Origin of the sequence: Pseudomonas xionganensis, from assembly GCF_009763245.1 — a bacterium.
GTDB lineage: Bacteria > Pseudomonadota > Gammaproteobacteria > Pseudomonadales > Pseudomonadaceae > Aquipseudomonas > Aquipseudomonas xionganensis.
This window is the reverse complement of the sequence record NZ_WKJZ01000001.1, coordinates 665,638-687,348: the sequence shown is the minus strand read 5'-3', so window position 1 is coordinate 687,348 and position 21,711 is coordinate 665,638. Positions and strand designations below refer to the sequence as shown.

At 63.5% G+C, this 21,711-nt stretch carries 20 protein-coding genes; 12 read left to right on the top strand and 8 right to left on the bottom strand.

Going from position 1 to position 21,711, the window contains the following annotated elements:
* Positions 1–50: 50 nt before the first annotated feature.
* Complete coding sequence (locus GJV18_RS03135; RefSeq protein ID WP_160343263.1) at positions 51–707, bottom strand: TetR/AcrR family transcriptional regulator; 657 nt, start codon at positions 705–707, stop codon at positions 51–53.
* Between the two features lie 237 nt (positions 708–944).
* Between GJV18_RS03135 and GJV18_RS03130 the strand changes: the two genes are divergently transcribed.
* The 6 genes from GJV18_RS03130 to ggt all read left to right on the top strand — a co-directional run bounded on the left by GJV18_RS03130 (position 945) and on the right by ggt (position 7,567).
* On the top strand, positions 945–2,399 hold the full coding sequence (locus tag GJV18_RS03130) for a coniferyl aldehyde dehydrogenase (protein WP_160343262.1): 1,455 nt from the start codon (positions 945–947) through the stop codon (positions 2,397–2,399).
* Positions 2,400–2,430: 31 nt separating this feature from the next.
* On the top strand, positions 2,431–2,976 hold the full coding sequence (locus tag GJV18_RS03125) for a twin-arginine translocation pathway signal protein (protein WP_160343261.1): 546 nt from the start codon (positions 2,431–2,433) through the stop codon (positions 2,974–2,976).
* 173 nt (positions 2,977–3,149) lie between these two features.
* Positions 3,150–4,745, top strand: a complete 1,596-nt coding sequence (locus tag GJV18_RS03120; RefSeq protein WP_160343260.1) for a GMC family oxidoreductase — start codon at positions 3,150–3,152, stop codon at positions 4,743–4,745.
* A 122-nt stretch (positions 4,746–4,867) separates the two neighbouring features.
* Positions 4,868–5,347 carry a pantetheine-phosphate adenylyltransferase gene (gene coaD, locus GJV18_RS03115; RefSeq protein ID WP_160343259.1) on the top strand — a complete coding sequence of 160 codons (480 nt, stop codon included), beginning with the start codon at positions 4,868–4,870 and terminating at the stop codon, positions 5,345–5,347.
* Between the two features lie 60 nt (positions 5,348–5,407).
* Positions 5,408–5,659, top strand: a complete 252-nt coding sequence (locus GJV18_RS03110; protein WP_160343258.1) for a YfhL family 4Fe-4S dicluster ferredoxin — start codon at positions 5,408–5,410, stop codon at positions 5,657–5,659.
* A 201-nt stretch (positions 5,660–5,860) separates the two neighbouring features.
* On the top strand, positions 5,861–7,567 hold the full coding sequence (gene ggt / locus GJV18_RS03105) for a gamma-glutamyltransferase (protein ID WP_160343257.1): 1,707 nt from the start codon (positions 5,861–5,863) through the stop codon (positions 7,565–7,567).
* A 73-nt stretch (positions 7,568–7,640) separates the two neighbouring features.
* On the opposite strand, the gene GJV18_RS03100 is transcribed toward ggt, so the two are convergent.
* The 5 genes from GJV18_RS03100 to GJV18_RS03080 form a co-directional block, all read right to left on the bottom strand.
* The gene (locus GJV18_RS03100) at positions 7,641–9,503 is read right to left on the bottom strand and encodes a Na/Pi cotransporter family protein (RefSeq protein ID WP_160343256.1); all 1,863 of its coding nucleotides are present in this window, start codon (positions 9,501–9,503) and stop codon (positions 7,641–7,643) included.
* Between the two features lie 11 nt (positions 9,504–9,514).
* Complete coding sequence (locus GJV18_RS03095) at positions 9,515–9,844, bottom strand: multidrug transporter (RefSeq protein WP_160343255.1); 330 nt, start codon at positions 9,842–9,844, stop codon at positions 9,515–9,517.
* 76 nt (positions 9,845–9,920) lie between these two features.
* Positions 9,921–10,499 (bottom strand): lysophospholipid acyltransferase family protein, encoded by a 579-nt coding sequence (locus GJV18_RS03090; RefSeq protein WP_160343254.1) that lies wholly within the window; start codon positions 10,497–10,499, stop codon positions 9,921–9,923.
* Between the two features lie 37 nt (positions 10,500–10,536).
* Complete coding sequence (mutM, locus tag GJV18_RS03085) at positions 10,537–11,349, bottom strand: bifunctional DNA-formamidopyrimidine glycosylase/DNA-(apurinic or apyrimidinic site) lyase (RefSeq protein WP_160343253.1); 813 nt, start codon at positions 11,347–11,349, stop codon at positions 10,537–10,539.
* A 64-nt stretch (positions 11,350–11,413) separates the two neighbouring features.
* Positions 11,414–12,220 (bottom strand): HDOD domain-containing protein, encoded by an 807-nt coding sequence (locus tag GJV18_RS03080; RefSeq protein ID WP_160345955.1) that lies wholly within the window; start codon positions 12,218–12,220, stop codon positions 11,414–11,416.
* 188 nt (positions 12,221–12,408) lie between these two features.
* Between GJV18_RS03080 and GJV18_RS03075 the strand changes: the two genes are divergently transcribed.
* The 6 genes from GJV18_RS03075 to ilvD all read left to right on the top strand — a co-directional run bounded on the left by GJV18_RS03075 (position 12,409) and on the right by ilvD (position 20,375).
* Positions 12,409–13,605 (top strand): class I SAM-dependent rRNA methyltransferase, encoded by a 1,197-nt coding sequence (locus GJV18_RS03075; protein ID WP_160343252.1) that lies wholly within the window; start codon positions 12,409–12,411, stop codon positions 13,603–13,605.
* Positions 13,606–13,893: 288 nt separating this feature from the next.
* On the top strand, positions 13,894–15,000 hold the full coding sequence (locus GJV18_RS03070) for an ABC transporter ATP-binding protein (protein ID WP_160343251.1): 1,107 nt from the start codon (positions 13,894–13,896) through the stop codon (positions 14,998–15,000).
* 30 nt (positions 15,001–15,030) lie between these two features.
* A complete protein-coding gene (locus GJV18_RS03065; RefSeq protein WP_160343250.1) occupies positions 15,031–16,104 on the top strand; it encodes an ABC transporter substrate-binding protein in 1,074 nt (357 codons plus the stop codon).
* A 76-nt stretch (positions 16,105–16,180) separates the two neighbouring features.
* Positions 16,181–17,413: an ABC transporter permease gene (locus tag GJV18_RS03060; protein WP_160343249.1), complete on the top strand. Its 1,233-nt coding sequence runs from the start codon at positions 16,181–16,183 to the stop codon at positions 17,411–17,413.
* Positions 17,414–17,419: 6 nt separating this feature from the next.
* Positions 17,420–18,277 (top strand): ABC transporter permease, encoded by an 858-nt coding sequence (locus GJV18_RS03055; RefSeq protein ID WP_160343248.1) that lies wholly within the window; start codon positions 17,420–17,422, stop codon positions 18,275–18,277.
* A 250-nt stretch (positions 18,278–18,527) separates the two neighbouring features.
* Positions 18,528–20,375, top strand: a complete 1,848-nt coding sequence (ilvD, locus tag GJV18_RS03050; RefSeq protein WP_160343247.1) for a dihydroxy-acid dehydratase — start codon at positions 18,528–18,530, stop codon at positions 20,373–20,375.
* Positions 20,376–20,424: 49 nt separating this feature from the next.
* Here ilvD and GJV18_RS03045 read toward each other — a convergent pair whose 3' ends face one another.
* Both GJV18_RS03045 and GJV18_RS03040 read right to left on the bottom strand, forming a co-directional pair.
* Positions 20,425–21,072, bottom strand: coding sequence for a YitT family protein (locus GJV18_RS03045; RefSeq protein ID WP_160343246.1), 648 nt, complete (start codon positions 21,070–21,072; stop codon positions 20,425–20,427).
* An 87-nt stretch (positions 21,073–21,159) separates the two neighbouring features.
* Entirely contained in the window at positions 21,160–21,684 is a 525-nt protein-coding gene (locus tag GJV18_RS03040; protein ID WP_160343245.1) for a dihydrofolate reductase, read from the bottom strand.
* Positions 21,685–21,711 lie beyond the last annotated feature (27 nt).

Here is a 21,711-nt window from a genome sequence, read left to right as displayed (position 1 = left end):
CCCCGGATTGCGCCAAGGCTTATCCGGGCTACAAACTTGGCGACTCGTTCTTAGATCACCTGTTCCAACGGCACATGCAGCCTGGCGTACAGGGCTTCTACCGCCTCCCGCGCCTGGGGCGCGGTGTAGCCACCCTCCAGGGCCAGCACCTGATAGATGCCACGGCGCAGCATTTCTTCGCTCAGATCGCCAGGGTTGCCGCGGGTGGTGCAGAGAAAGCGCACCCAGGAGGTCATGATGATCCAGCTGTTCAGGGTCAGCGCCTCGATCTGCGCCGCATCCATCAGCAGGATGCCGGCTTCGACAAAGCCCTGGTAAATGTCCTGGGCCTGCACCAGACAACGCTGGGCAAACAGCCGGTAACGCGCCGCCAGCTCGGCATCGCTTTCCAGCAGGTGCTCCAGATCGCGATGGAGGAAGCGGTAGTGCCACATGGCCGCCAGCAGCGCTTCCAGATAGAAGGTCTTGTCCGCCACCGTCAGGGCGCGGCCCTCGGGGCGGCGCAGAAAGGTATCCACCTGGGTTTCGTACTGGGCAAACAGCTCGGCGATGATCGCCTGCTTGTTACGGAAGTGGTAGTACAGGTTGCCCGGTGAAATCCCCAGGTGCGCGGCGATATGGTTGGTGGTGACACTGCGCTCGCCCTGGGCATTGAACAGCTCAAGGCTGGCCTGGACGATGCGCTCGCGGGTCTTGGGGGCTGCCATGGGATGCATCTCGACTAAAAAAAGCCCGGCAAAGGTACAACCAGACAGGCGTTGGGTGTTACCGAAAATCGCCTTGGCAACATGCGCTAACTTTTCGTTGGGCTGCGTCCGTCGGCTGGGCAGGCGATGCTATTTGACAGATTAGAGCAATTGCTCTAAAAATCCAACACACCTTTTCTGCAGCTGCGCCAGGTCAACCGACGACGCTGCATGGCTGGAACACCAAGGAGCAGCAGCATGGTCGCCAACGTCGCCTCATTCGATAAGAGCCTGGAAGCAAGCCTGCAGCACAGTCAGCAGCAGCTCAACCAGCTGCAGGCCAGCTTCGCCCTGCAGCGCCAGGCTTTCCGCAGCAACCCCATGCCCTCGGCCGAGCAGCGCATCCAGTGGCTCAAGGCCCTGCATCAGCAGCTGGTGGACGAGCAGGACGCGCTGATCAGCGCCATCAGCCAGGACTTCAGCAACCGCAGCGCCGATGAAACCCTGCTGGCCGAGCTGATGCCCAGCCTGCACGGCATCCACTACGCGAGCAAACGCATCAAGAAATGGATGAAGCCCTCGCGGCGCAGCGTCGGCATGCAGTTTATGCCGGCCCAGGCCAAGGTCATCTACCAGCCCCTGGGCGTGGTCGGGGTGATCGTGCCGTGGAACTACCCGCTGTTTCTCGCCATCGGCCCGCTGGTTGGCGCCCTGGCCGCCGGCAACCGGGTGATGATCAAGATGAGCGAATCCACCCCGGCCACCTCGCAGCTGGTCAAGGACCTGCTGGCCCGGGTCTTCCCCGAGGATCTGGTCAGCGTGGTGCTGGGCGAGGCGGAGGTGGGCATGGCCTTCTCCAAGCTGCCCTTCGACCATCTGCTGTTCACCGGTGCCACCAGCATCGGCAAGCATGTGATGCGCGCGGCAGCCGAGAACCTCACCCCCGTGACCCTGGAGCTGGGCGGCAAGTCGCCGGCCATCGTTTCGGCCTCCGTACCGCTGGCGGATGCCGCCGAGCGCATCGCCTTCGGCAAGACCCTGAACGCAGGGCAGACCTGCGTGGCGCCGGACTATGTGCTGGTGCCCAGGGATCGCGTGGAGGGTTTTGTCGAGGCCTACCGCCAGGTGGTGCAGAGCTTCTACCCGACCCTGGCCGACAACCCGGACTACACCGCCATCATCAACGAGCGCCAGCTGCAGCGCCTCAATGGCTACCTGCAGGACGCCGAAAGCAAGGGCGCGCAGGTTATCCCGCTGTTCGCCGAAGGCCAGGGCCGGCGCATGCCCCAGGCCGTGCTGCTGAACGTCACGGACGAGATGAAGGTGATGCAGGACGAGATCTTCGGCCCGCTGCTGCCGATCATCCCCTACGACAGGCTGGAAGATGCCTTCGCCTTTATCAACGAGCGCGACCGTCCCCTGGCGCTTTACTACTTCGGCTACGACAAGGGCGAGCAGCAGCGCGTGCTGCATGAAACTCACTCCGGCGGCGTATGCCTGAACGACACCCTGCTGCATGTGGCCCAGGACGATATGCCCTTCGGCGGCGTCGGCCCCTCGGGCATGGGTCATTACCATGGCCACGAGGGCTTCCTGACATTCAGCAAGGCCAAGGGCGTGTTTATCAAGCAGCGCCTGAACGCCGCCAAACTGATCTACCCGCCCTATGGCAAGGCGCTGCAGAAGCTGGTGTACAAGCTGTTCGTGCGCTGACCCCACATGGCCTGAATCGGTGATAACAACAATGCATAACACCACCCTTGATTCGCCGCAGCTGTCGCGGCGCAGCCTGCTGAAGGTGGGCCTGCTGGGCAGCGCCCTACTGGGTACCGCCGGCCTGACCGCCACCCTCAGCGGCTGTTCGGCCAGCACGCCCAAGGCCGGCTTTGCCGTGCTGCGCGAGTCCGACCTGCCTTTTCTTGAGGCCCTGATTCCGGTACTGCTGGAAGGCGCGGTGAAACCGGCGCAGATGCCGGCAGCAGTCGGCGCCACCATCGAGAACCTGGACTACAGCCTCAATCACCTGTCGCCGGAAATGCTCAAGCTGACTGTGCAGCTGTTCGACGTGCTGGCCCTGCCCGTTACCCGCGGCCCGCTGACCGGCATCTGGGGCAGCTGGCAAAATGCCTCGAAGGTGGATGTGCAGCAGTTCCTGCAGCGCTGGCAAACCAGCTCTTTTGATCTGCTGAAGATGGGCCACGCCTCGCTGCTGCAACTGGTGATGATGGCCTGGTATAGCCGGCCCGAGTCGTGGGCCCATTGCGGCTACCCCGGCCCACCTGTGGTATGACCACGATCTGCTGCGCGTCGGCCATACCGCGTTAGAAATGGCCTCGGAGTGCTCATTTACAGTCGTAAACTCCGCCTCCTCGGCCATTTTTGCCTTGTCTGGCTCTAGCTCGCGAGATCGTAAATTTGCTGGAACGCGCAACTCAAATAAGAACTCGCCTGAGAGCACCTTAAATGCCTGTACCGGATAGCTTTAAAGAAGGCCTGGCCCGTGGCTGGAAAACCTACAACGGCTCGCGCCTGGACGCCGACCTGCCCCTGGAAGCCGATGTCGCCATCGTCGGCAGCGGTGCCGGCGGTGGCACCACGGCGGAAATTCTCAGCGCGGCCGGCTACAAGGTGTTGCTGATCGAAGAAGGCCCACTGAAGACCAGCGACGACTTCAAGATGCTGGAGGACAAGGCCTACGCCGAGCTCTATCAGGAAGGCATCGGCCGCATGAGCAAGGACGGCGCCATCACCATCATGCAGGGCCGCGCCGTCGGCGGCACCACCTTGATCAACTGGACGTCGAGCTTTCGCACCCCCGCCCCGACTCTGGAACACTGGGCCAAAGAACATGGCGTACAAGGCCATAGCCCCGAGGAGATGGCGCCCTGGTTCGAGCGCATGGAACAGCGCCTGGGCGTCGCCCCCTGGGCCGTGCCGCCGAACGCCAACAACGCGGTGATCAGCCGCGGCTGCGAACAGCTCGGCTACGACTGGCAGGTAATTCCGCGCAACGTGCGCGGCTGCTGGAACCTGGGCTACTGCGGCATGGGCTGCCCGACCAACGCCAAGCAGTCGATGCTGGTCACCACCATCCCCGCGACCCTGGACAAGGGCGGTGAACTGCTCTATCTGGCCCGCGCGGAGCGCCTGCTGATCGAAGGCGACCAGGTCACCGGCATCGAATGCCTGGGGATGGATGAACGCAGCGTCACCCCCACGGGTCGCAAGATTCGGGTCAAGGCCAAACACTACGTACTGGCCGGCGGCGGCATCAACACCCCAGGCATTCTGCTGCGCTCCAATGCACCGGACCCGCATCAGCGCACCGGCAAGCGCACCTTTCTGCACCTGGTGAACTTCTCCGCGGCCCTGTTCGAGCAGGTGATCAACCCCTTCTACGGCGCGCCGCAGTCGATCTACTCCGACCACTTCCAGTGGGATGATGGCGCCGCCGGGCGCCTGTCCTACAAGCTGGAAGTACCGCCCCTGCAGCCGGCCCTGACCGCCACCCTGCTCGGCCGTTTCGGCATCGACAACGCCCTGCGCATGGAGCAGCTGCCCAATACCAACGTGATGCTCGCCCTGCTGCGCGACGGCTTCCACCCGGACAGCGCCGAGGGCCGGGTGGAGCTGCGCGGCGACGGCAGCCCGGTGCTCGACTACCAGATGACCGACTACACCTGGGACGGCGTGCGCCGCGCCTTTCACAGCATGGCCGAGATCCAGTTCGCCGCCGGGGCCAAGGCCGTACTGCCGCTGCACGCCGATGCCGGCTATGTAAAAACCCTGAAGGAAGCCCGGCAGCTGATCGACGGCCTGGAGCTTGCGCTGTATCGCACCCGCCTGGGCAGTGCCCATGTGATGGGCGGCTGCGCCATGGGCGAGGACCCGCAGCAGGCGGTCACCGACAGCCTGGGTCGGCATCACCAGCTGAGCAATCTGTCGATCCACGACGGCTCGCTGTTCCCCACCAGCATCGGCGCCAACCCGCAGCTGTCGATCTATGGCCTGACCGCCAAACTCAGCAGTCTGCTGGCCGAACGGCTCAAGAACGCCTGATGGCGCGGTATTCACGGGCCGTTCTGCGCCCGTGAATCACCTCGATAACCGGCGGCCGACTTGGCCGCAGGGAAGCGCTGCGCTACCATCCGACTCCCCAACGGATCCGCCAGGACGTCACGATGAATCGAGTGTTATACCCAGGCACCTTCGACCCCATCACCAAGGGGCACGGCGACCTGGTCGAGCGTGCTGCGCGCCTGTTCGATACGGTGATCATCGCCGTGGCCGCCAGCCCGAAGAAAAACCCGCTGTTTTCCCTGGAACAGCGTGTGGAACTGGCCCGCGAAGTCACCAAGCACTTGCCCAATGTGGAAGTGGTGGGCTTCTCCACCCTGCTGGCACACTTTGCCAAGGAGCAGGGCGCCAATGTCTTCCTGCGTGGCCTGCGTGCGGTGTCGGACTTCGAATACGAATTCCAGCTGGCCAATATGAACCGTCAGCTGGCGCCGAACGTGGAAAGCCTGTTTCTCACCCCGTCGGAGAAATACTCCTTTATCTCCTCGACCCTGGTGCGGGAAATCGCCGCCCTGGGTGGGGATATCTCCAACTTCGTCCACCCAGCCGTGGCCGAGGCCCTGAAAGCGCGCTTTAAGGGCTAGAATCCGTTTTAGCGTTTTGCCGTTTTATTGCTGCACCTCAGGGTGCAGCTGGAGTCTGCCATGTCCCTGATCATCACCGACGACTGCATCAACTGCGACGTCTGCGAGCCCGAATGCCCCAATGGCGCCATTTCCCAGGGCGAGGAAATCTACGAGATCGACCCCAACCTGTGCACCGAGTGCGTCGGCCATTACGACGAACCCCAGTGCCAGCAGGTCTGCCCAGTGGACTGCATCCCCCTCGATGTGAATAACGTCGAAAGCCGCGATGAGCTGATGCAGAAGTACTTAATCATCACCGGCAAAGCGTGACAGGCCAATGGAGAGCTACTGCGCTCGGCCATGCTGCGTTGCAACACAGCGAAGCAGAGTAACAGCCGAAGGCTGGCCCGGAGGGCGAGCGCAGCGAGTAAATCAGGCTCGGCCTGCTCATGTACAACTCGTACATTCCGCGGCCGAGCCTGATTCGCCTTGCCTGGCCTTCGCTCGCTACGCTCTCCAAAGGCCTGCGGCATGCGCCGCCTGATCCGCGGCCATCTCCTTCTGCGCGCCATGGGCGGCGCACTGCTTGCGCTCTGCGCCCTGGCCAGTCAGGCCGCCAGTGCACCGAACCAGGCCGCCATTGCCACGGCCCACCCGGCCGCCACCGTAGCCGGGCAGGAAACCCTGGCCCTGGGCGGCAATGCCTTCGATGCCGCCATCGCCATCAGCGCCGCCCTGGCGGTGGTGGAGCCCTATGGCTCGGGCCTGGGCGGTGGCGGTTTCTTTCTCTTGCGCGAGGCAGGCCAGACGCCGCGCTACCGTTTTCTCGATGCCCGCGAGCGCGCACCCCTGGCGGCCCATGCCTATCTCTATCGGGTCGATGGCCAGGTGCAAAGATCCCTGTCCCTGGATGGCACCCTGGCTGCCGCCATCCCCGGCTTGCCCGCCGCCCTGGTGGAGCTGGCCGAACGCTTCGGCCAACTGCCCCTGCGCGACGCCCTGGCACCAGCCATCCGCCTGGCCCGCAGTGGCTTCAGTGTCGATCGGGTCTACCGTGAGCGGGCCGGTTGGCGCCTGGCGGCCATGCGCGACGACGCGGAAACCGCCCGCCTGTTTCTCGATCAGGGGGAGATCCCCGAGGAACTGGCCCTGCTGCGCCAGCCCGAACTGGCCGACACCCTGGAACGCCTGGGTGAGCAGGGCTTTGCCGGCTTCTATCAGGGCGAATTGGCCCAGCGTCTGGTGGCGGGCGTACGCGCCGCAGGCGGCATCTGGACCCTTGAAGATCTGGCCCAGTACCGAGTGGTCGAGCGCCAACCGCTGCGGGTCGCCCTGGCCGAAGGCCGCGAACTGATCAGTGCACCGCCGCCCTCCGCCGGCGGGCTGGCCATCGCCCAGAGCCTGCTGATCCTGCAGCAGCTGCCCTGGCAGCAGAGCGATACCCTGCAACGCCGCCATCTGGTAGTGGAAAGCCTGCGCCGCGCCTACCGCGATCGCGGCTTGCTGGGCGACCCGGACTTTGTCGCCAGTCCGATCAAACAGCTGCTGGCCCCCGCTCACCTTAGCCACCTGGCCGCCAGTATCGACCCGTACAAGGCTACCCCCAGCGATAGCCTGCCACCCGCCGGCAGCTGGCAGGAGGGTGACCACACCACCCATTTCACTGTGCTCGACGCCTCCGGCAATGCCGTGGCCGCCACCCTGTCGATCAACCTGCCGTTCGGCGCCGCCTTTACCGTGCCGGGCACCGGGGTGCTGCTGAACAACGAAATGGATGACTTCGCCGCCGATGTGCAGGGCGCCAATGCCTACGGTCTGGCCGGCAGCCAGGCCAATGCGATTGCCGCCGGCAAGCGCCCACTGTCGTCCATGAGCCCGACCTTTATCGAAAGTGCCAGCGAATTCACCAGCTTCGGCACCCCGGGTGGCAGCCGCATTCCCAGCATGGTGCTGCTGGCGGCGCTGCAATATCTGGACGGAGCGCCCATTGCCACCTGGCCTGCAGTTGGCCGCTACCACCATCAGTTCCGCCCCGATCTGATCGAATATGAGCCGGGCAGCCTGAACGCCGAGGAAATAGCCGGGTTACAGGCCCTGGGCCATCAGCTGAAAGCCACCACACGCCCGTACGGCAATCAGCAGGTGCTGCTCTGGGAGAAAACCACGGGACAGGTGCAGGCCGCCAGTGACCCACGAGGCATCGGCGAGAGCGCCATCATGGCGCCGATCAAGCCCTGAACCCGACTGAAGGGCGCCAGACGCGCTTATCCACCCTGCACGGCCATGGGCTGGATCGATAAAGCACCCGCACTCAGGTCAGCTGAATCAAGGGTCCATCTTCGGCGAGCATCTGCCGCAACGGCCGAAACAGCTCATTGCCATCGCCCTGGCCCAGCATCAGCACATTGCGCAGGCTCTGGGTAATGCGGCTGACATAGCCCAGATCGTTCATCAGCGAACCGGCCTGCTGCCCCGTCAGCTGGCGCTCGCGCACCCCGGCGAAGATGTGTTCGCGAAAGCGCTTGTCGAAGGTAGCAGCCTCGCTGTCGAGCAACTCCAGGCGCTCGCTCCAGGCCTGTTCGGGCAGCTCCAGATGGCCCAGCGCGCGCATCTCGTGCAGCACACCCAGCAGGTGACGGCGCAGATCCACATAGGCCTGACGCACCTCACCATCCTCGGCACGCAGATAACGGCCGAGGTTCTTCTGCAGATGCTTGGCATCCTTGACCGCATCCACCAGCTGCAGGGCGGCCAGCTGGCAACTGACCCAGAAGCGCTGATGTGCCTCATCCAGATTGACTTCCAAACGCCCCATGTAGTCGAGCAGATCGCCATACACCCCCTTGATATGCCGCTGATACAGCTGCTCGGCGTCCAGGGCATGGGGCTCGGGGCGGGCATTGAGAACGTCCTCGTCTGGGCGCTCACGCAGCAGCTGGTCCACCGGCAGATACAGGGCATGGCAAATCACCTCCAGGCTCAAGCGCCCCAGGTGTTGCAGCTCGCGAACCACCGCATGGGCGGCACTGTCGGCGCTGGCCAGGGCGCTGTCATCGAGATAACGGGCATGACTGACCTGTTGCTCCTGTTGTTCGGGCTGGCTCAGTTCAGTGATCAGCACCGGCGGCTCTACCGGGTCCGGCAGCCAGCGCTGCAAACGACCGGCCAGCCAGCCCTGCCACGGCCAGAACAGGCTGACCCCCATGGCGTTGAACAGGGTATGGAACAGCGCCAGTTGAATCAGGGTGTTAGTGCCCAGTCCCAGAGGCATGGTGATGCTCTGCACCAGTGCAGCCAGAGGCATCAGCAACAGCAGGGCAATCACGCCCGTGGTCAGGTTGAACAGCACATGGGCCAGGGCCAGGCGCTGACCGGCACGGGCGCCGCCCAGGGCGCCAATCACGGCCGTCACGGTACTGCCCATATTGGAACCGATGGCGATGGCCAGGCCCTGCTCCAGGCCCAGCTGGCCACCGCCCAGGGCGGTCAAGGTCAACATCAGGGTGGCATGGCTGGACTGCAGCAGCACGGTGACCAACAGACCAATCCCGGTGAACAGCAAGGCTCCGAGAAAGCCGGGCACCTGATAGTGCAGCGGATCGAAATCCCCGGCCACGGCGGAGAAGCCGCTCTTCATCTGATCGATGCCGAGAAACAGAAACGCCACGCCCAACAGCACACGACCGATGGCCTGACTGCGTGGGCCGTTGAAACTGCTCAGCACCCCGAACACCAGCAGCGGCAGGGCCAGGGGCGCCAGACTGACATTGTGCCCGGCCAGGGCCAGCAGCCAGATACCACTGGTGGTACCCAGGTTGGCACCGAAGATAATGGCGATACCGGCCGCCAGCTGGATCAGGCCGGCGCCGAGAAAGGCAATGGTCAGCAGTGATACCAGAGAGCTGGACTGCACCAGCATGGTGGCCGTGATGCCAAACATCAGGCTCTTGAAAGGCGTGGCCGTGCTCAGGGCCAGCAGGCGTTCAAGCTGGCCGCCGGCCAGCTGACGCAGACCCTCTTCCAGGCACTGCATGCCAAACAGAAACAATGCCAGGCCGGCACAGAGTGCCAGCCAGCCATCACTCAACCAGAAGCTGAGCGCCAACAGGGTAAATAGCAGCAGCCAGGCCAGTGAACGCCATTGATGCGGGAGACTGTAGCTAGGCTCAGGCATTCAGGACAACATCAGTCCTTACGGTAACCGACAGTCGTACAGCCTAGGCAACGGACAAACGCAGCCATTCCTGGCTCAACTACCAGTGATCGACCGGCCTCTTTAATATTCCCACCTGCCGCTGAAAAAGGCAGCGACACAACAAAGACACCGGCTCCAACAGCAGTAGCTGCAATAAGAAAAGGTCGAGCGATAAAAAGATCACCAATCATGGAAAAAGTCTTCGGATATTCAGTGGTATACATCGGGTCACCGCTGGCATTCTGCTGAGCATGGGCCGGCAGCGCCAGCAGACCAGTAGTCAGAGCCAGAACAACAGCAGTCGAGCGGAACAGTTTCATGGGGCGATCCTTCAGCTATTAGGAGGCGGTAACAACAACTATAACAGCGCTCTGACAATTGTCAGCGTGACCGGCGTCAATCGCCGTGAAAGGCATATTCGGGCTTTTTCGGCACAAAGGGGCGAAAGAAGTCGAGCATGGCCCGCAGATCGGCCTGCTCGTTGCCCGTGGGGTAAAAGGTTGGCCCGATCACCACCCGCCGGTTGCCATAGTCCAAGGCCCCCAGAACGATGGGTACGCCAGCACCCAGGGCGATATGGTAGAAGCCCATTTTCCAGCGCTCGACCTTCTTGCGCGTGCCTTCCGGGGACAACACCAGGATAAATTCACGGTTATCACGAAAGGCCTGTACGGCCTGCTCAACCGTATTGAGCTGCCGGTCGCGGCGGATCGGGATGCCACCCCAGGCGCGCATCAGGCCGGCGAAGGGCCAGCGAAAAATGCTGTGCTTGCCGAACCAGCGGGCATTGAGGCGCAGCACGAATTTCAGCGCGATAAAGATCACGAAGTCCCAGTTGGAGGTATGGTGCGCGCCGATGGCGACAAACTTGTCGAGCCTGGGCAACTCGCCCTCGATACGCCAGCCCATCAGTTTCAGCACCGTACGCCCCAGCCACTCGGCCAGGGGATTGGAAGGCAGGTAATTACCGGACATCTTGACCTCGGTGTTTCTTATTTTTATCGGGTTCGTTTCAACGCTGGCAGCGCGGGCAGTAGACACTGGCCCGCTGGCCCAGCTTGACCTCGCGAAGGGTGCTGCCGCAGTTCTTGCAGAACTCGCCGCCACGACCGTAGACAAACAGCTCCTGCTGGAAATAACCCGGCTGACCATCGCCGCCGACAAAGTCACGCAGAGTCGTCCCACCGCGCTCAATGGCATGGGCGAGGATGCGTTTGATTTCATCCGCCAGTTTCAAATAACGCGCCCGGGAGATGGAGCCGGTCTCGCGGCGCGGGTCGATACCGGCGGCGAATAGTGCTTCGCTGGCGTAGATATTACCGACCCCGACCACCACCGCGTTATCCATGATAAAGGGCTTGACCGCCATGCTGCGGCCACGGGACTGCTGGAACAGACGCTCGCCATCGAACAGCTCGGTCAAGGGCTCCGGACCCAGCTTGCGCAGCAACTCGTGCTGCAGCGGGTCGCTGCTCCAGAGCAGGGCGCCGAAACGCCGCGGGTCGGTGTAGCGCAGGGCCAGGCCCGACTCCAGCTCGATATCCACATGCTCATGCTTGGCCGCCGGGGTGCCCACCGGAACCAGGCGCAGGCTGCCGGACATGCCCAGGTGGCTGATCAGGCTGCCGCTCTCGGCCTTGATCAACAGATACTTGGCGCGCCGCTCCACACACTCGATGCGCTGTCCGGACAGTTGAATATCCAGGTCCTCTGGAATGGGCCAGCGCAAGCGGCGTTCACGCACCAGCACCCGACTGACGCGCTGGCCCTCCAGGTAGGGAGCAATGCCGCGGCGGGTGGTTTCGACTTCAGGCAATTCGGGCATGGTGGCACTTCAAGGCAAAATCGCCGGCAACCTTACCAGCAATCCACAGTGGAGGCAGCAGGGCTCAGAGGCTGAGATCGCGGATGCTCTCGCGCAGCATCTCGAAGTCATACTCGGAAAGCCCGACATACTCCAGCACCAGCTGCTCGATGCACTGCCACTCATGATCGAAGGCCTGACCACCGAGCACCTTGTGGCTGGCGCAGATATGCTCGGCCATCTTGAGAATGGCCAACAGGGTCTTGAGCTGAGCGTCGCCGGACTCGTCGCGGAAAATGGCCAGGGCGTTGTGATGGCTGGCGATGGCCTCGCACAGGTGCAGCGGCAGGTTCCACGACTTGGCCACGTAATAGCCAACCACCGCATGGTTGGTATTGAGCAGGCGGTTCTCGGTGTCGACCACACGGCGCTCGTCGCTGGCGCTGGCATAGGCCTCCTCCAGCACCGTCATATAGTGCGGAAAGCGCTTGATCATCAGCGGGATGCCGCAGTTGTGGAACAGCCCCAGGGTATAGGCCTCATCGGCGGCCTGGTAGCCGATGCGCTTGGCCAGGCTCAGGCAGGTCATGGCCACATCCTGGGCGGTGTCCCAGAAGCGGTTGAGGGTGACGATGGCCTCGTCGGTCAGCTCGCCGCGGATCGACTGGGCATTGATCAGGTTGATCACCGTATTGCAGCCCAGCAGGTTGACCGCCTGCTGGATCGAGGCAATGCGGTTGGTCAGACCGAAAAAGGGCGAGTTGACCAGCTTGAGCAAGGCCCCGGACAAGCCCGGATCCTGGCTGATCAGCTTGGCGATGGCCTTCAGATCCGGCGATGGCATGATCTGCTCCATCTGCAGATCCACCATGATCTGCGGCTGCGGCGGCACACTGATGCCCTGCAGCACCTGCTGGATATATTCGGCGGAAAGCTCTTGGGCCATGACGGACAACCGGAAATGAGAAACAGGCCACAGTCTAGCCAAAGGGCGAAGACTTCGGCAGCTGACTTTTGTAACCGCCGCGACGCTGATGAACCCGCTATAATTCCGCTCTTTTTCTCCCGGAGCCCGCCCCTATGTCCCTGCCCAGCCTGCGCCTGAAAGCCAATGCCGATCGACGCCTGCGCGCCGGCCATCTGTGGGTCTACAGCAACGAGATCGACGTCGCAGCCACCCCGCTGCACGGCTTTGCCGCAGGCGATCAGGCCATTCTCGAAGCCGCCGGTGGCAAGCCTCTGGGCGTGGTGGCCATGAGCCCGAACAACCTGATCTGCGCGCGCCTGCTGTCACGCGACACCAAGCACGTGCTGGACAAATCCCTGCTGGTGCACCGCCTCAACGTCTGCCTGAGCCTGCGCGAGCGTCTGTTCGAGCAGCCCTGCTACCGCCTGGTGTACGGCGACTCCGACCTGCTGCCAGGTCTGGTGGTGGATCGTTTCTTCGACATTCTGGTGGTGCAGCTGGCTTCCGCCACGATGGAACGACACAAGGACGACGTACTGGCCGCCCTGATCCAGGTGTGCAAGCCCAGCGGCATCCTGTTCAAGAACGACTCCGCCGCCCGCGATGCCGAGGGCCTGGAGCGTTATGTCGACACCGCCTTCGGCGTGGTGCCGGAGTGGGTTGCCCTAGAAGAGAACGGGGTGAAGTTCGAGGCACCGGTGATCGAAGGGCAGAAGACCGGCTGGTTCTACGACCACCGCATGAATCGCGCGCGCCTGGCGCCTTACGTCAAGGGCAAGCGCGTACTCGACCTGTTCAGCTATATCGGCGGCTGGGGCGTACAGGCGGCGGCCTTTGGTGCCAGCGAAGTGTTCTGCGTGGACGCCTCGGGCTTTGCCCTCGATGGTGTGGAACGCAATGCCACCCTCAATGGCTGCGCCGAAAAGGTCACCTGCGTGGAAGGCGATGTATTTGCCGCCCTGCGCGAACTGAAGAGCGCCGAAGAACGCTTCGACGTGGTGATCGCCGATCCACCCGCCTTTATCAAGCGCAAGAAGGACATCAAGAACGGCGAGGCCGCCTACCGCCGCCTCAACGAAACCGCCATGCGCCTGCTCAACAAGGACGGCATCCTGGTCAGCGCCAGCTGCTCCATGCACCTGGAGGAAGACAACCTGCAGAACATCCTGCTGACCAGCGCCCGTCATCTGGATCGCAATATCCAGCTGCTCGAACGCGGCGCCCAGGGCCCGGATCACCCGGTGCACCCGGCCATTGCCGAAACCCGCTATATCAAGAGCCTGACCTGCCGGCTGCTGCCCAATAGCTAACCTCCCTTCATGCACCTGCCGCGCGCATGGCGGCAGGTGCAGCGCCTCATCCTGCCCCAAAGTGTTACCCAGCGCCTCACTCGGCCTGGCGTAAATACGCCCCTGTACTAGGCTTGAAAAGCTGAACGATGCGTCAGCCGTAGCTTTGCCAACGGCTGGCCTGCATATTGCTATCTCAGTGGCAAACAAGGTTGGCCCGACACCAGAAGAAACGAGGCCCGCCGCTTTGCACAGTCGAACCACAGGCCATAAGCCGCCGGTTCGTTTTCAAGGAATATGGGGAGGGGTATGGCTGACCTGGCTGGGGACAAAGCGTTCCTGCAATTCACCAACGTCAAGAAGACCTACGACCACAAGAGCCTGGTGGTCAAGGATTTCAACCTGGATGTGGCCAAGGGCGAATTTATCACCCTGCTCGGCCCCTCCGGCTCCGGCAAGACCACCTGCCTGATGATGCTCGCCGGTTTTGAGGATGTGACCAGCGGCGAGATCCTGATCAACGGCCGCTCGGTCACCAGCATCGCCCCCTACGCGCGCAATATCGGCATGGTGTTCCAGCAGTACGCCCTGTTCCCCCATATGACCCTGCGCGAGAACCTGGCCTATCCGCTGAAGATCCGCAAACGGCCCAAGGACGAGATCCGCGCCAAGGTCGACGAATACCTGTCCCTGGTGGAACTGCTGGACTTCGGCAACCGCTATCCCGGCCAGCTCTCCGGCGGCCAGCGCCAGCGCGTGGCCCTGGCCCGGGCGCTGATCTTCGCCCCGGATATCGTGCTGATGGACGAACCCCTGGGCGCCCTGGACAAGAAGCTGCGCGAGCAGATGCAGTTCGAGATCAAGCGCCTGCACGAGCAGCTCGGTTTCACCGTGATCTATGTGACCCACGACCAGACCGAGGCCCTGACCATGAGCGACCGCATCGCCGTGTTCAACAACGGCATCGTCCAGCAGTGCGCGCCGCCCCATGTGCTCTATGAGCGCCCGGCCAACCTGTTCGTCGCCGACTTTATCGGCGAGAGCAACAAGCTCAAGGGCGTGATCGAAAGCGTGGGCGAAGACAGCGTGCAGGTGCGCCTGGAAGATGGCGGCCTGGTCAGCACCCTCAAGGCCAACTGCACCGAGGTGGGCCAGCCGACCACGGTTTCCATCCGCCCGGAGAAGCTCAGCTTCAACGACCGCCTGGGCGGCGCCGGCAATCAGGTGATGGCGCGTTTCGTCACCCGCCACTATGTCGGCGAATACATCCGCTACCACTTCGAGACTGCCGATGGCACCGAACTGGTGGTCAAGAACATGAATGACAGCAGCGCCCCGCAACTCAGTGCCAAGGAAGAAGTCGCCCTGGCCTGGCTGCCGCAAGACAGCCAGGCCCTGGATCGTCCCGTCGCGTGACCCTACCAACCGAAGCAATGGAGCATCGTAATGGCTAGAACACTGACTACCCGCTTTTCCACCTTCGCCCTGGCTGCGGCCCTGGGCACGGCAAGCTTTGCCGCCAGCGCCCAGGACAGCCTGACCGTGGTGTCCTGGGGCGGCGCCTATGGCGCGGCGCAACAGAAACACGTGGTCGATCCCTATATGAAGGACAGCGGGGTCAAGGTGCTGTTCGAGGATTACTCCGGTGGCGTGGCCGAGATCAAGGCCCAGGTCGAGTCCGGCAATATCCAGTGGGATGTGGTCGACTTCGAAGTGATCGACCTGGAGCGCGCCTGCTCCGAAGGCCTGCTGGAAACCCTCGACCACAGCGTGCTGCCCGAGGGTGTGGACGGCACTCCGGCCGCCGACGACTTTATCCCCGAGGCCCTGGCCAGCGACTGCGCAGTGGGCAATATCGTCTGGTCGGTGGTGTTCGCCTATAACGAGCAGACCATCGGTGGCACCAAGGCGGCGAGCATCACCGACTTCTTCGACACCGCCAAGATCCCCGGCAAGCGCGCCATGCGCAAGCGCCCCCAGGTAAACATGGAGTGGGCACTGCTGGCCGACGGCGTGGCGCCCAAGGATGTCTATGAAGTGCTGTCCACCCCGGAAGGCCAGCAGCGCGCCTTCGACAAGCTGGCCACTATCAAGAACGACATCGTCTGGTTCGACTCCTGGTCCCAGGCCCCGCAGCTGCTCAACGACGGCGGCGCGGTGCTGGTGCAGTCGGCCAACGGGCGCTTCTACGATGCCATTCGCCAGGAGAACAAACCCTTCGTGATCGTCTGGGACGGCCATGTCTATGACCTGGATGCCTGGGCCATCGTCAAGGGCTCGCCGAAGAAGGAGCTGGCCATGGAGTTCATCAAGTACGCCACCGGCTCCAAGCCCCTGGCCGGCATGCCGGACGTGGCCTACGGCCCGACCCGCAAGTCGTCCATGCCCCTGGCTGACCAGAGTGCCGCGCCGCACCTGCCCACCGCCCACCTGGACAAGGGCATCCAGGCCGGTTCCGAGTTCTGGGCCGACTATGGCGAGTCCCTCGGCGAGAAGTTCAATGAGTGGCTGCTGAAGTAACGCCTGTAAAAGCCCCTCTCCCCCGGGAGAGGGGTTGGGGTGAGGGCTGCCTCACCATGATTGTTGGAGTAACGCCTTGTCCTCCCTGACCACCCTAGAAGCCGGCCAGGCCGCCAATGCCCGCAACAAGAAACGCCTCACCGCCTTTCTGTTCGTGGTACCGCTGCTGGTGTTTATCCTGATTACCTTCGTCGCCCCGATTGCCAGCATGCTGTGGCGCAGCGTGCACCATCCGATCGTGGCCGAACTGATTCCGCAAACCCTCAGCGAACTGCAGCGCTGGGACGGCAAGAGCACGCCGGACCGCCAGACCCTGCAGACCTTCGCCGTGGAGTTGCACAAGCTCAACGCCGAGCGCCTGTCGGGCAAGCTGGCCGAAGAGTTCAACCGGGCCTATACCGGCATGTCCAGCGTGGTCAAGGCCAGTGCCCGCCGGGTCGGCCGTCTGAGCGAGAGCCAGCTGCAAGCCGAAGGCGCCGAAACCCTGCTCAAGGCGCACAAGAACTGGGAAAAGCCCCAGCTGTGGTTCGCCATTCAGCGTGCCGGCCAGGTCTACACCTATGACTACTACCTCACCGCGCTGGATCTGGAGATACACCCCGAGCAGGGCATCCAGGTACGCGAAGACACGCAGATCTATGTACAGCTCTATACCAAGACGCTGAATATGGCCCTGGTCATCACCCTGCTCTGCGCGCTGCTCGGCTATCCCCTGGCCTATTACCTGTCGGGGCTGCCGGAAAACCGCGCCAACCTGCTGATGGTGCTGGTGCTGCTGCCGTTCTGGACGTCGTTGCTGGTGCGTACCACGGCCTGGATCGCCCTGCTGCAGACCAACGGGGTGATCAACTCCTTCCTGCTCGGCATCGGCGTCATCGGTCAACCCTACGAGATGCTCTACACCTCGTTCGCCACCGTGGTGGCCATGACCCATATCCTTCTGCCCTTTATGATCCTGCCGCTGTACAGCGTGATGCGCGGCATCGACCCCAGCTACCTGCGCGCCGCCATGAGCCTGGGTGCCAAGCCGCTGCCGGCCTTCGCACGCATCTATTTCCCCATGACCCTGCCGGGGCTGAGTGCCGGGGCGCTGCTGGTGTTTATCATCTCGGTCGGCTACTACATCACCCCGGCCCTGGTCGGCGGCACCGATGGGCAGATGATCAGCAATATCATCGCCTTCCATATGCAGCGCTCGAACAACTGGGAGCTGGCCGCGGCACTGGGCTCGCTGCTGCTGGGCCTGATCCTGCTGCTGTACTGGGTCTACGACCGCTTCGTCGGCGCCAGCAATATCAAACTGGGATGAGCTGATATGTCCAAGATTCCCGCCTACTACGGCTTCTGGCACCACCTGGGCAGCTGGCTGCTGAAAACCAGCTCCTGGCTGGTGCTGCTGTTTCTGATTCTGCCGATCCTGGTGATCATCCCGCTGTCATTCAATGTCGAGCCCTTCTTCAGCTTTACCGAGGGCATGCTCACCCTGCAGCCTGAAGCCTTCTCCCTGCGCTGGTATGAAGCCATCTTCAGTGACACGAAATGGACGCTGGCGATCAAGAACAGCTTTCTGATCGGCATCTTCGCCACCCTGATCGCCACCGTGCTGGGCACCTGCGCCGCCGTGGGCCTGGCCCGCGACGATATGCCGGCGCGGCGGCTGATCACCGCCCTGCTGCTGTCACCGATGATCGTGCCGCTGATCATCACCGCCGCCGGCATGTTCTTCTTCTATTCCGATCTGGGCCTGGCCGGCAATTACCTCGGCGTGATCATCGCTCATGCGGCTTTGGGTACGCCCTTTGTCATCATCACCGTCACCGCCACCCTCACCGGCTTCGACTACAGCCTGGCCCGCGCCGCCCTGAACCTGGGGGCCACGCCGCTGCGGGTATTCTTCGACATCATCATGCCGCTTATCCGCCCAGGGGTGATCTCGGGTGCGCTGTTTGCCTTTATCACCTCCTTCGACGAGGTGGTGGTGATCCTGTTTATGGCCGGCCCGCAGCAGCGCACCATTCCGCGGCAGATGTTCTCGGGCCTGCGCGAGCAGATCAACCCAAGCATCCTGGCCATCGCCACCCTGCTGATTCTGGTGTCCATCGCCCTGCTGGTCACCATCGAGCTGCTGCGCCGCCGCGCCGAGCGCCTGCGCGGCGTCGAGCGCATCGACTAGCCCGGCCACCGGACGCGCCGCGCTTTCGCCCCGGCGCGCAGTGGGATTAGAATCACCCCACTGCCGCCCCACCCAGGCGTTCGAGACCCGGCCAGGTCGGTGCCCCATCCCGCACCGCCCCAGGCCACAGCCCGGCAAATGCTTACATCCGTTTGCCTTGGGCCTGATCCCGGCTCACCATAGGCCCCAATACTCGCCCAGCCCCAGTGCCGGCCGCCCCTGACCCGATTAAGCCCGCAGGATGTTCGTCATGCCCGATTACCGCTCGAAAACCTCCACCCAAGGCCGCAACATGGCCGGCGCCCGTGCCCTGTGGCGCGCCACCGGGATGAAGGACGAAGACTTCAAGAAGCCGATCATCGCCGTCGCCAACTCCTTCACCCAGTTCGTGCCCGGCCATGTACACCTGAAAGACATGGGCCAGCTGGTGGCCCGCGAGATCGAGCGCGCCGGCGGCGTGGCCAAGGAATTCAACACCATCGCGGTGGACGACGGCATCGCCATGGGCCACGACGGCATGCTCTATTCCCTGCCGAGCCGCGAGATCATCGCCGACTCCGTCGAGTACATGGTCAACGCTCACTGCGCCGACGCCATCGTCTGCATCAGCAACTGCGACAAGATCACCCCCGGCATGCTGATGGCCGCCCTGCGCCTGAACATTCCGGTGGTATTCGTCTCTGGCGGGCCGATGGAAGCGGGCAAGACCAAGCTGGCCAGCCACGGCCTGGACCTGGTCGACGCCATGGTGATCGCCGCCGACGACACGGCCAGCGACGAGAAGGTCGCCGAATACGAGCGCAGCGCCTGCCCCACCTGCGGCAGCTGCTCGGGCATGTTCACCGCCAACTCGATGAACTGCCTGACCGAGGCCCTGGGCCTGTCGCTGCCCGGCAACGGCTCGACCCTGGCCACCCACAGCGATCGCGAACAGCTGTTCCTGCGCGCCGGCCGCCTGATCGTCGAGCTGTGCCAGCGTTACTACGGCGAGGGCGACGAGTCGGTGCTGCCGCGCAACGTGGCCAACTTCAAGGCCTTCGAGAACGCCATGATGCTGGACATCGCCATGGGTGGCTCGACCAACACCATCCTCCATCTGCTGGCTGCCGCCCAGGAAGGCGAAGTGGCCTTCGACCTGCGCGACATCGATCGCCTGTCGCGCCAGGTGCCGCAGCTGTGCAAGGTGGCGCCGAATATCCAGAAGTACCATATGGAAGACGTGCACCGCGCCGGCGGGGTGATCTCCATCCTCGGCGAGCTGGCTAGAGGCGGCCTGCTGCACACCGAAGTGGCCACCGTGCACAGCAAGAGCATGGCGGATGCCATCGCCCAATGGGATATCACCCAGACCCAGGACGAGGCCGTGCACACCTTCTTCAAGGCCGGCCCGGCGGGCATCCCGACCCAGACCGCATTCAGCCAGAGCACCCGCTGGGACAGCGTGGATGACGACCGCGAAAACGGCTGCATCCGCAGCGTCGAGCACGCCTACTCCCAGGAGGGCGGCCTGGCCGTGCTCTACGGCAATATCGCCGTCGACGGCTGCGTGGTGAAAACCGCCGGGGTAGACGAGTCCATCCACGTGTTCGAAGGCACCGCGAAGATCTTCGAAAGCCAGGACAGCGCCGTGCGCGGCATCCTCGCCGATGAAGTGCAGGCCGGCGATATCGTCATCATCCGCTACGAAGGTCCGAAAGGCGGCCCGGGCATGCAGGAAATGCTCTACCCGACCAGCTACCTGAAGTCCAAGGGCCTGGGCAAGGCCTGCGCCCTGCTCACCGACGGCCGTTTCTCCGGCGGCACCTCGGGCCTGTCCATCGGCCACGCCTCGCCGGAAGCCGCCGCGGGCGGCGCCATCGGCCTGGTGCGCGAAGGCGACAAGATCCTGATCAATATCCACGAGCGCTCGATCAACCTGCTGGTCAGCGATGAAGAGCTGGCCGCGCGCCGCGTGGAACAGGACAAGAAAGGCTGGAAACCGGTGGAAAACCGTCCGCGCAAAGTGACCACGGCGCTGAAAGCCTACGCCCTGCTGGCCACCAGCGCCGACAAGGGCGCGGTGCGCGACAAGGCCCTGCTGGACAAACTGGTGCCATAAACAGCACCTGCGCCTACAAGAGCCCGGCCTAGCGCCGGGCTCTTGCGTTTCAGCTGACGCCCATATAACGCCCGGCCCGATGGTTGATCGCCAGCACCATATTCAGCGCCACCGCGCCAAGGATCGACAGGGCCACCTTGTCCAGCGGCACGATCAGCACCGCGCCCAGCACGATCAGCACGTCGATGCCCATCTGCACCTTGCCGGCACGCAGGTCGAAGCGGCTCTGCAGGTACAGGGCCAGGATATTCACCCCGCCCAGGCTGGCCTTGTGGCGAAACAGCATCAGCAGCCCCAGGCCCATGGCGAAGCCGCCGAACAGCGCGCCATAGAGCGGGTTGAGATGAGCGAAGGCAATCCACTGCGGGGTCAGCTCGGCCAGCAGCGACACCAGGGCCACCGCGCAGAAGGTGCGCAGGGTAAAGGACAGCCCCATACGCCACAGGGCCAGGGCATAGAACGGCAGGTTGAGGCCAAAGAACACCAGACCAAAGGGCCAGCCCAGCCAGTACTTGAGCAGAAAGGCCAGACCCACGGTGCCGCCGGTGAGCAGCCCGGCCTGGCTGTATAGCGTGATGCCCAGGGCCACCATGGCGGTGCCCAGCAGCATGGCCAGGGCATCTTCCCACAGGGGATGACGGATAAAGAGCGCGGCGATGGCATCGGCCTCGTCGCGAGTGGTCTCGGGCTTGTTCATGGGTTAACCGGCCGGCGGAAATACAGGGATCAAGGCTAGCGGAGCCGGGGCCCGGCTGCCTTAACCGATGTCAATGAAAGACGCCGGCTACTTGCGGTCCCACACCTCGAACACATAACCCGGCGTTTCCAGCCCTTCTGGATGTTCAATGGCCGAGGACAGGTGCCAGTCCGCTTCGGCAAACACGGGAAACCAGGCATCGCCCTGGGGCTCCAGCCCGACCCGGGTCAGGTACAGGCGCTCGGCCCGGGCCAGGCCCAGTTCGTAGAGCTGGGCACCGCCGATCAGCATCAGTTCTTCGGCGTCTTCTTCGCGGGCCCAGGCCTCGGCGCGCTCCAGGGCCGCGTCCAGGCTGGGGAACACCTCGGCACCCTGCAGCTGCAGGCCGGGCTGACGGCTGACCACCAGGTTGAGTCGTCCGGGCAGGGGGCGGCCGAGGGAATCCCAGGTCTTACGGCCCATGATGATCGGCTTGCCCAAGGTCAGCGCCTTGAAGTGCTTGAGGTCCGCCGGCAGATGCCAGGGCAGCTGGTTGTCACGACCGATCACACGGTTTTGTGCGAGGGCGGCGATCAGGCAGAGAGGCAGGGAGTTTTTCATGCCGGCGAGCATACCCAGTCGGCGCCGCAGATTGAAGCC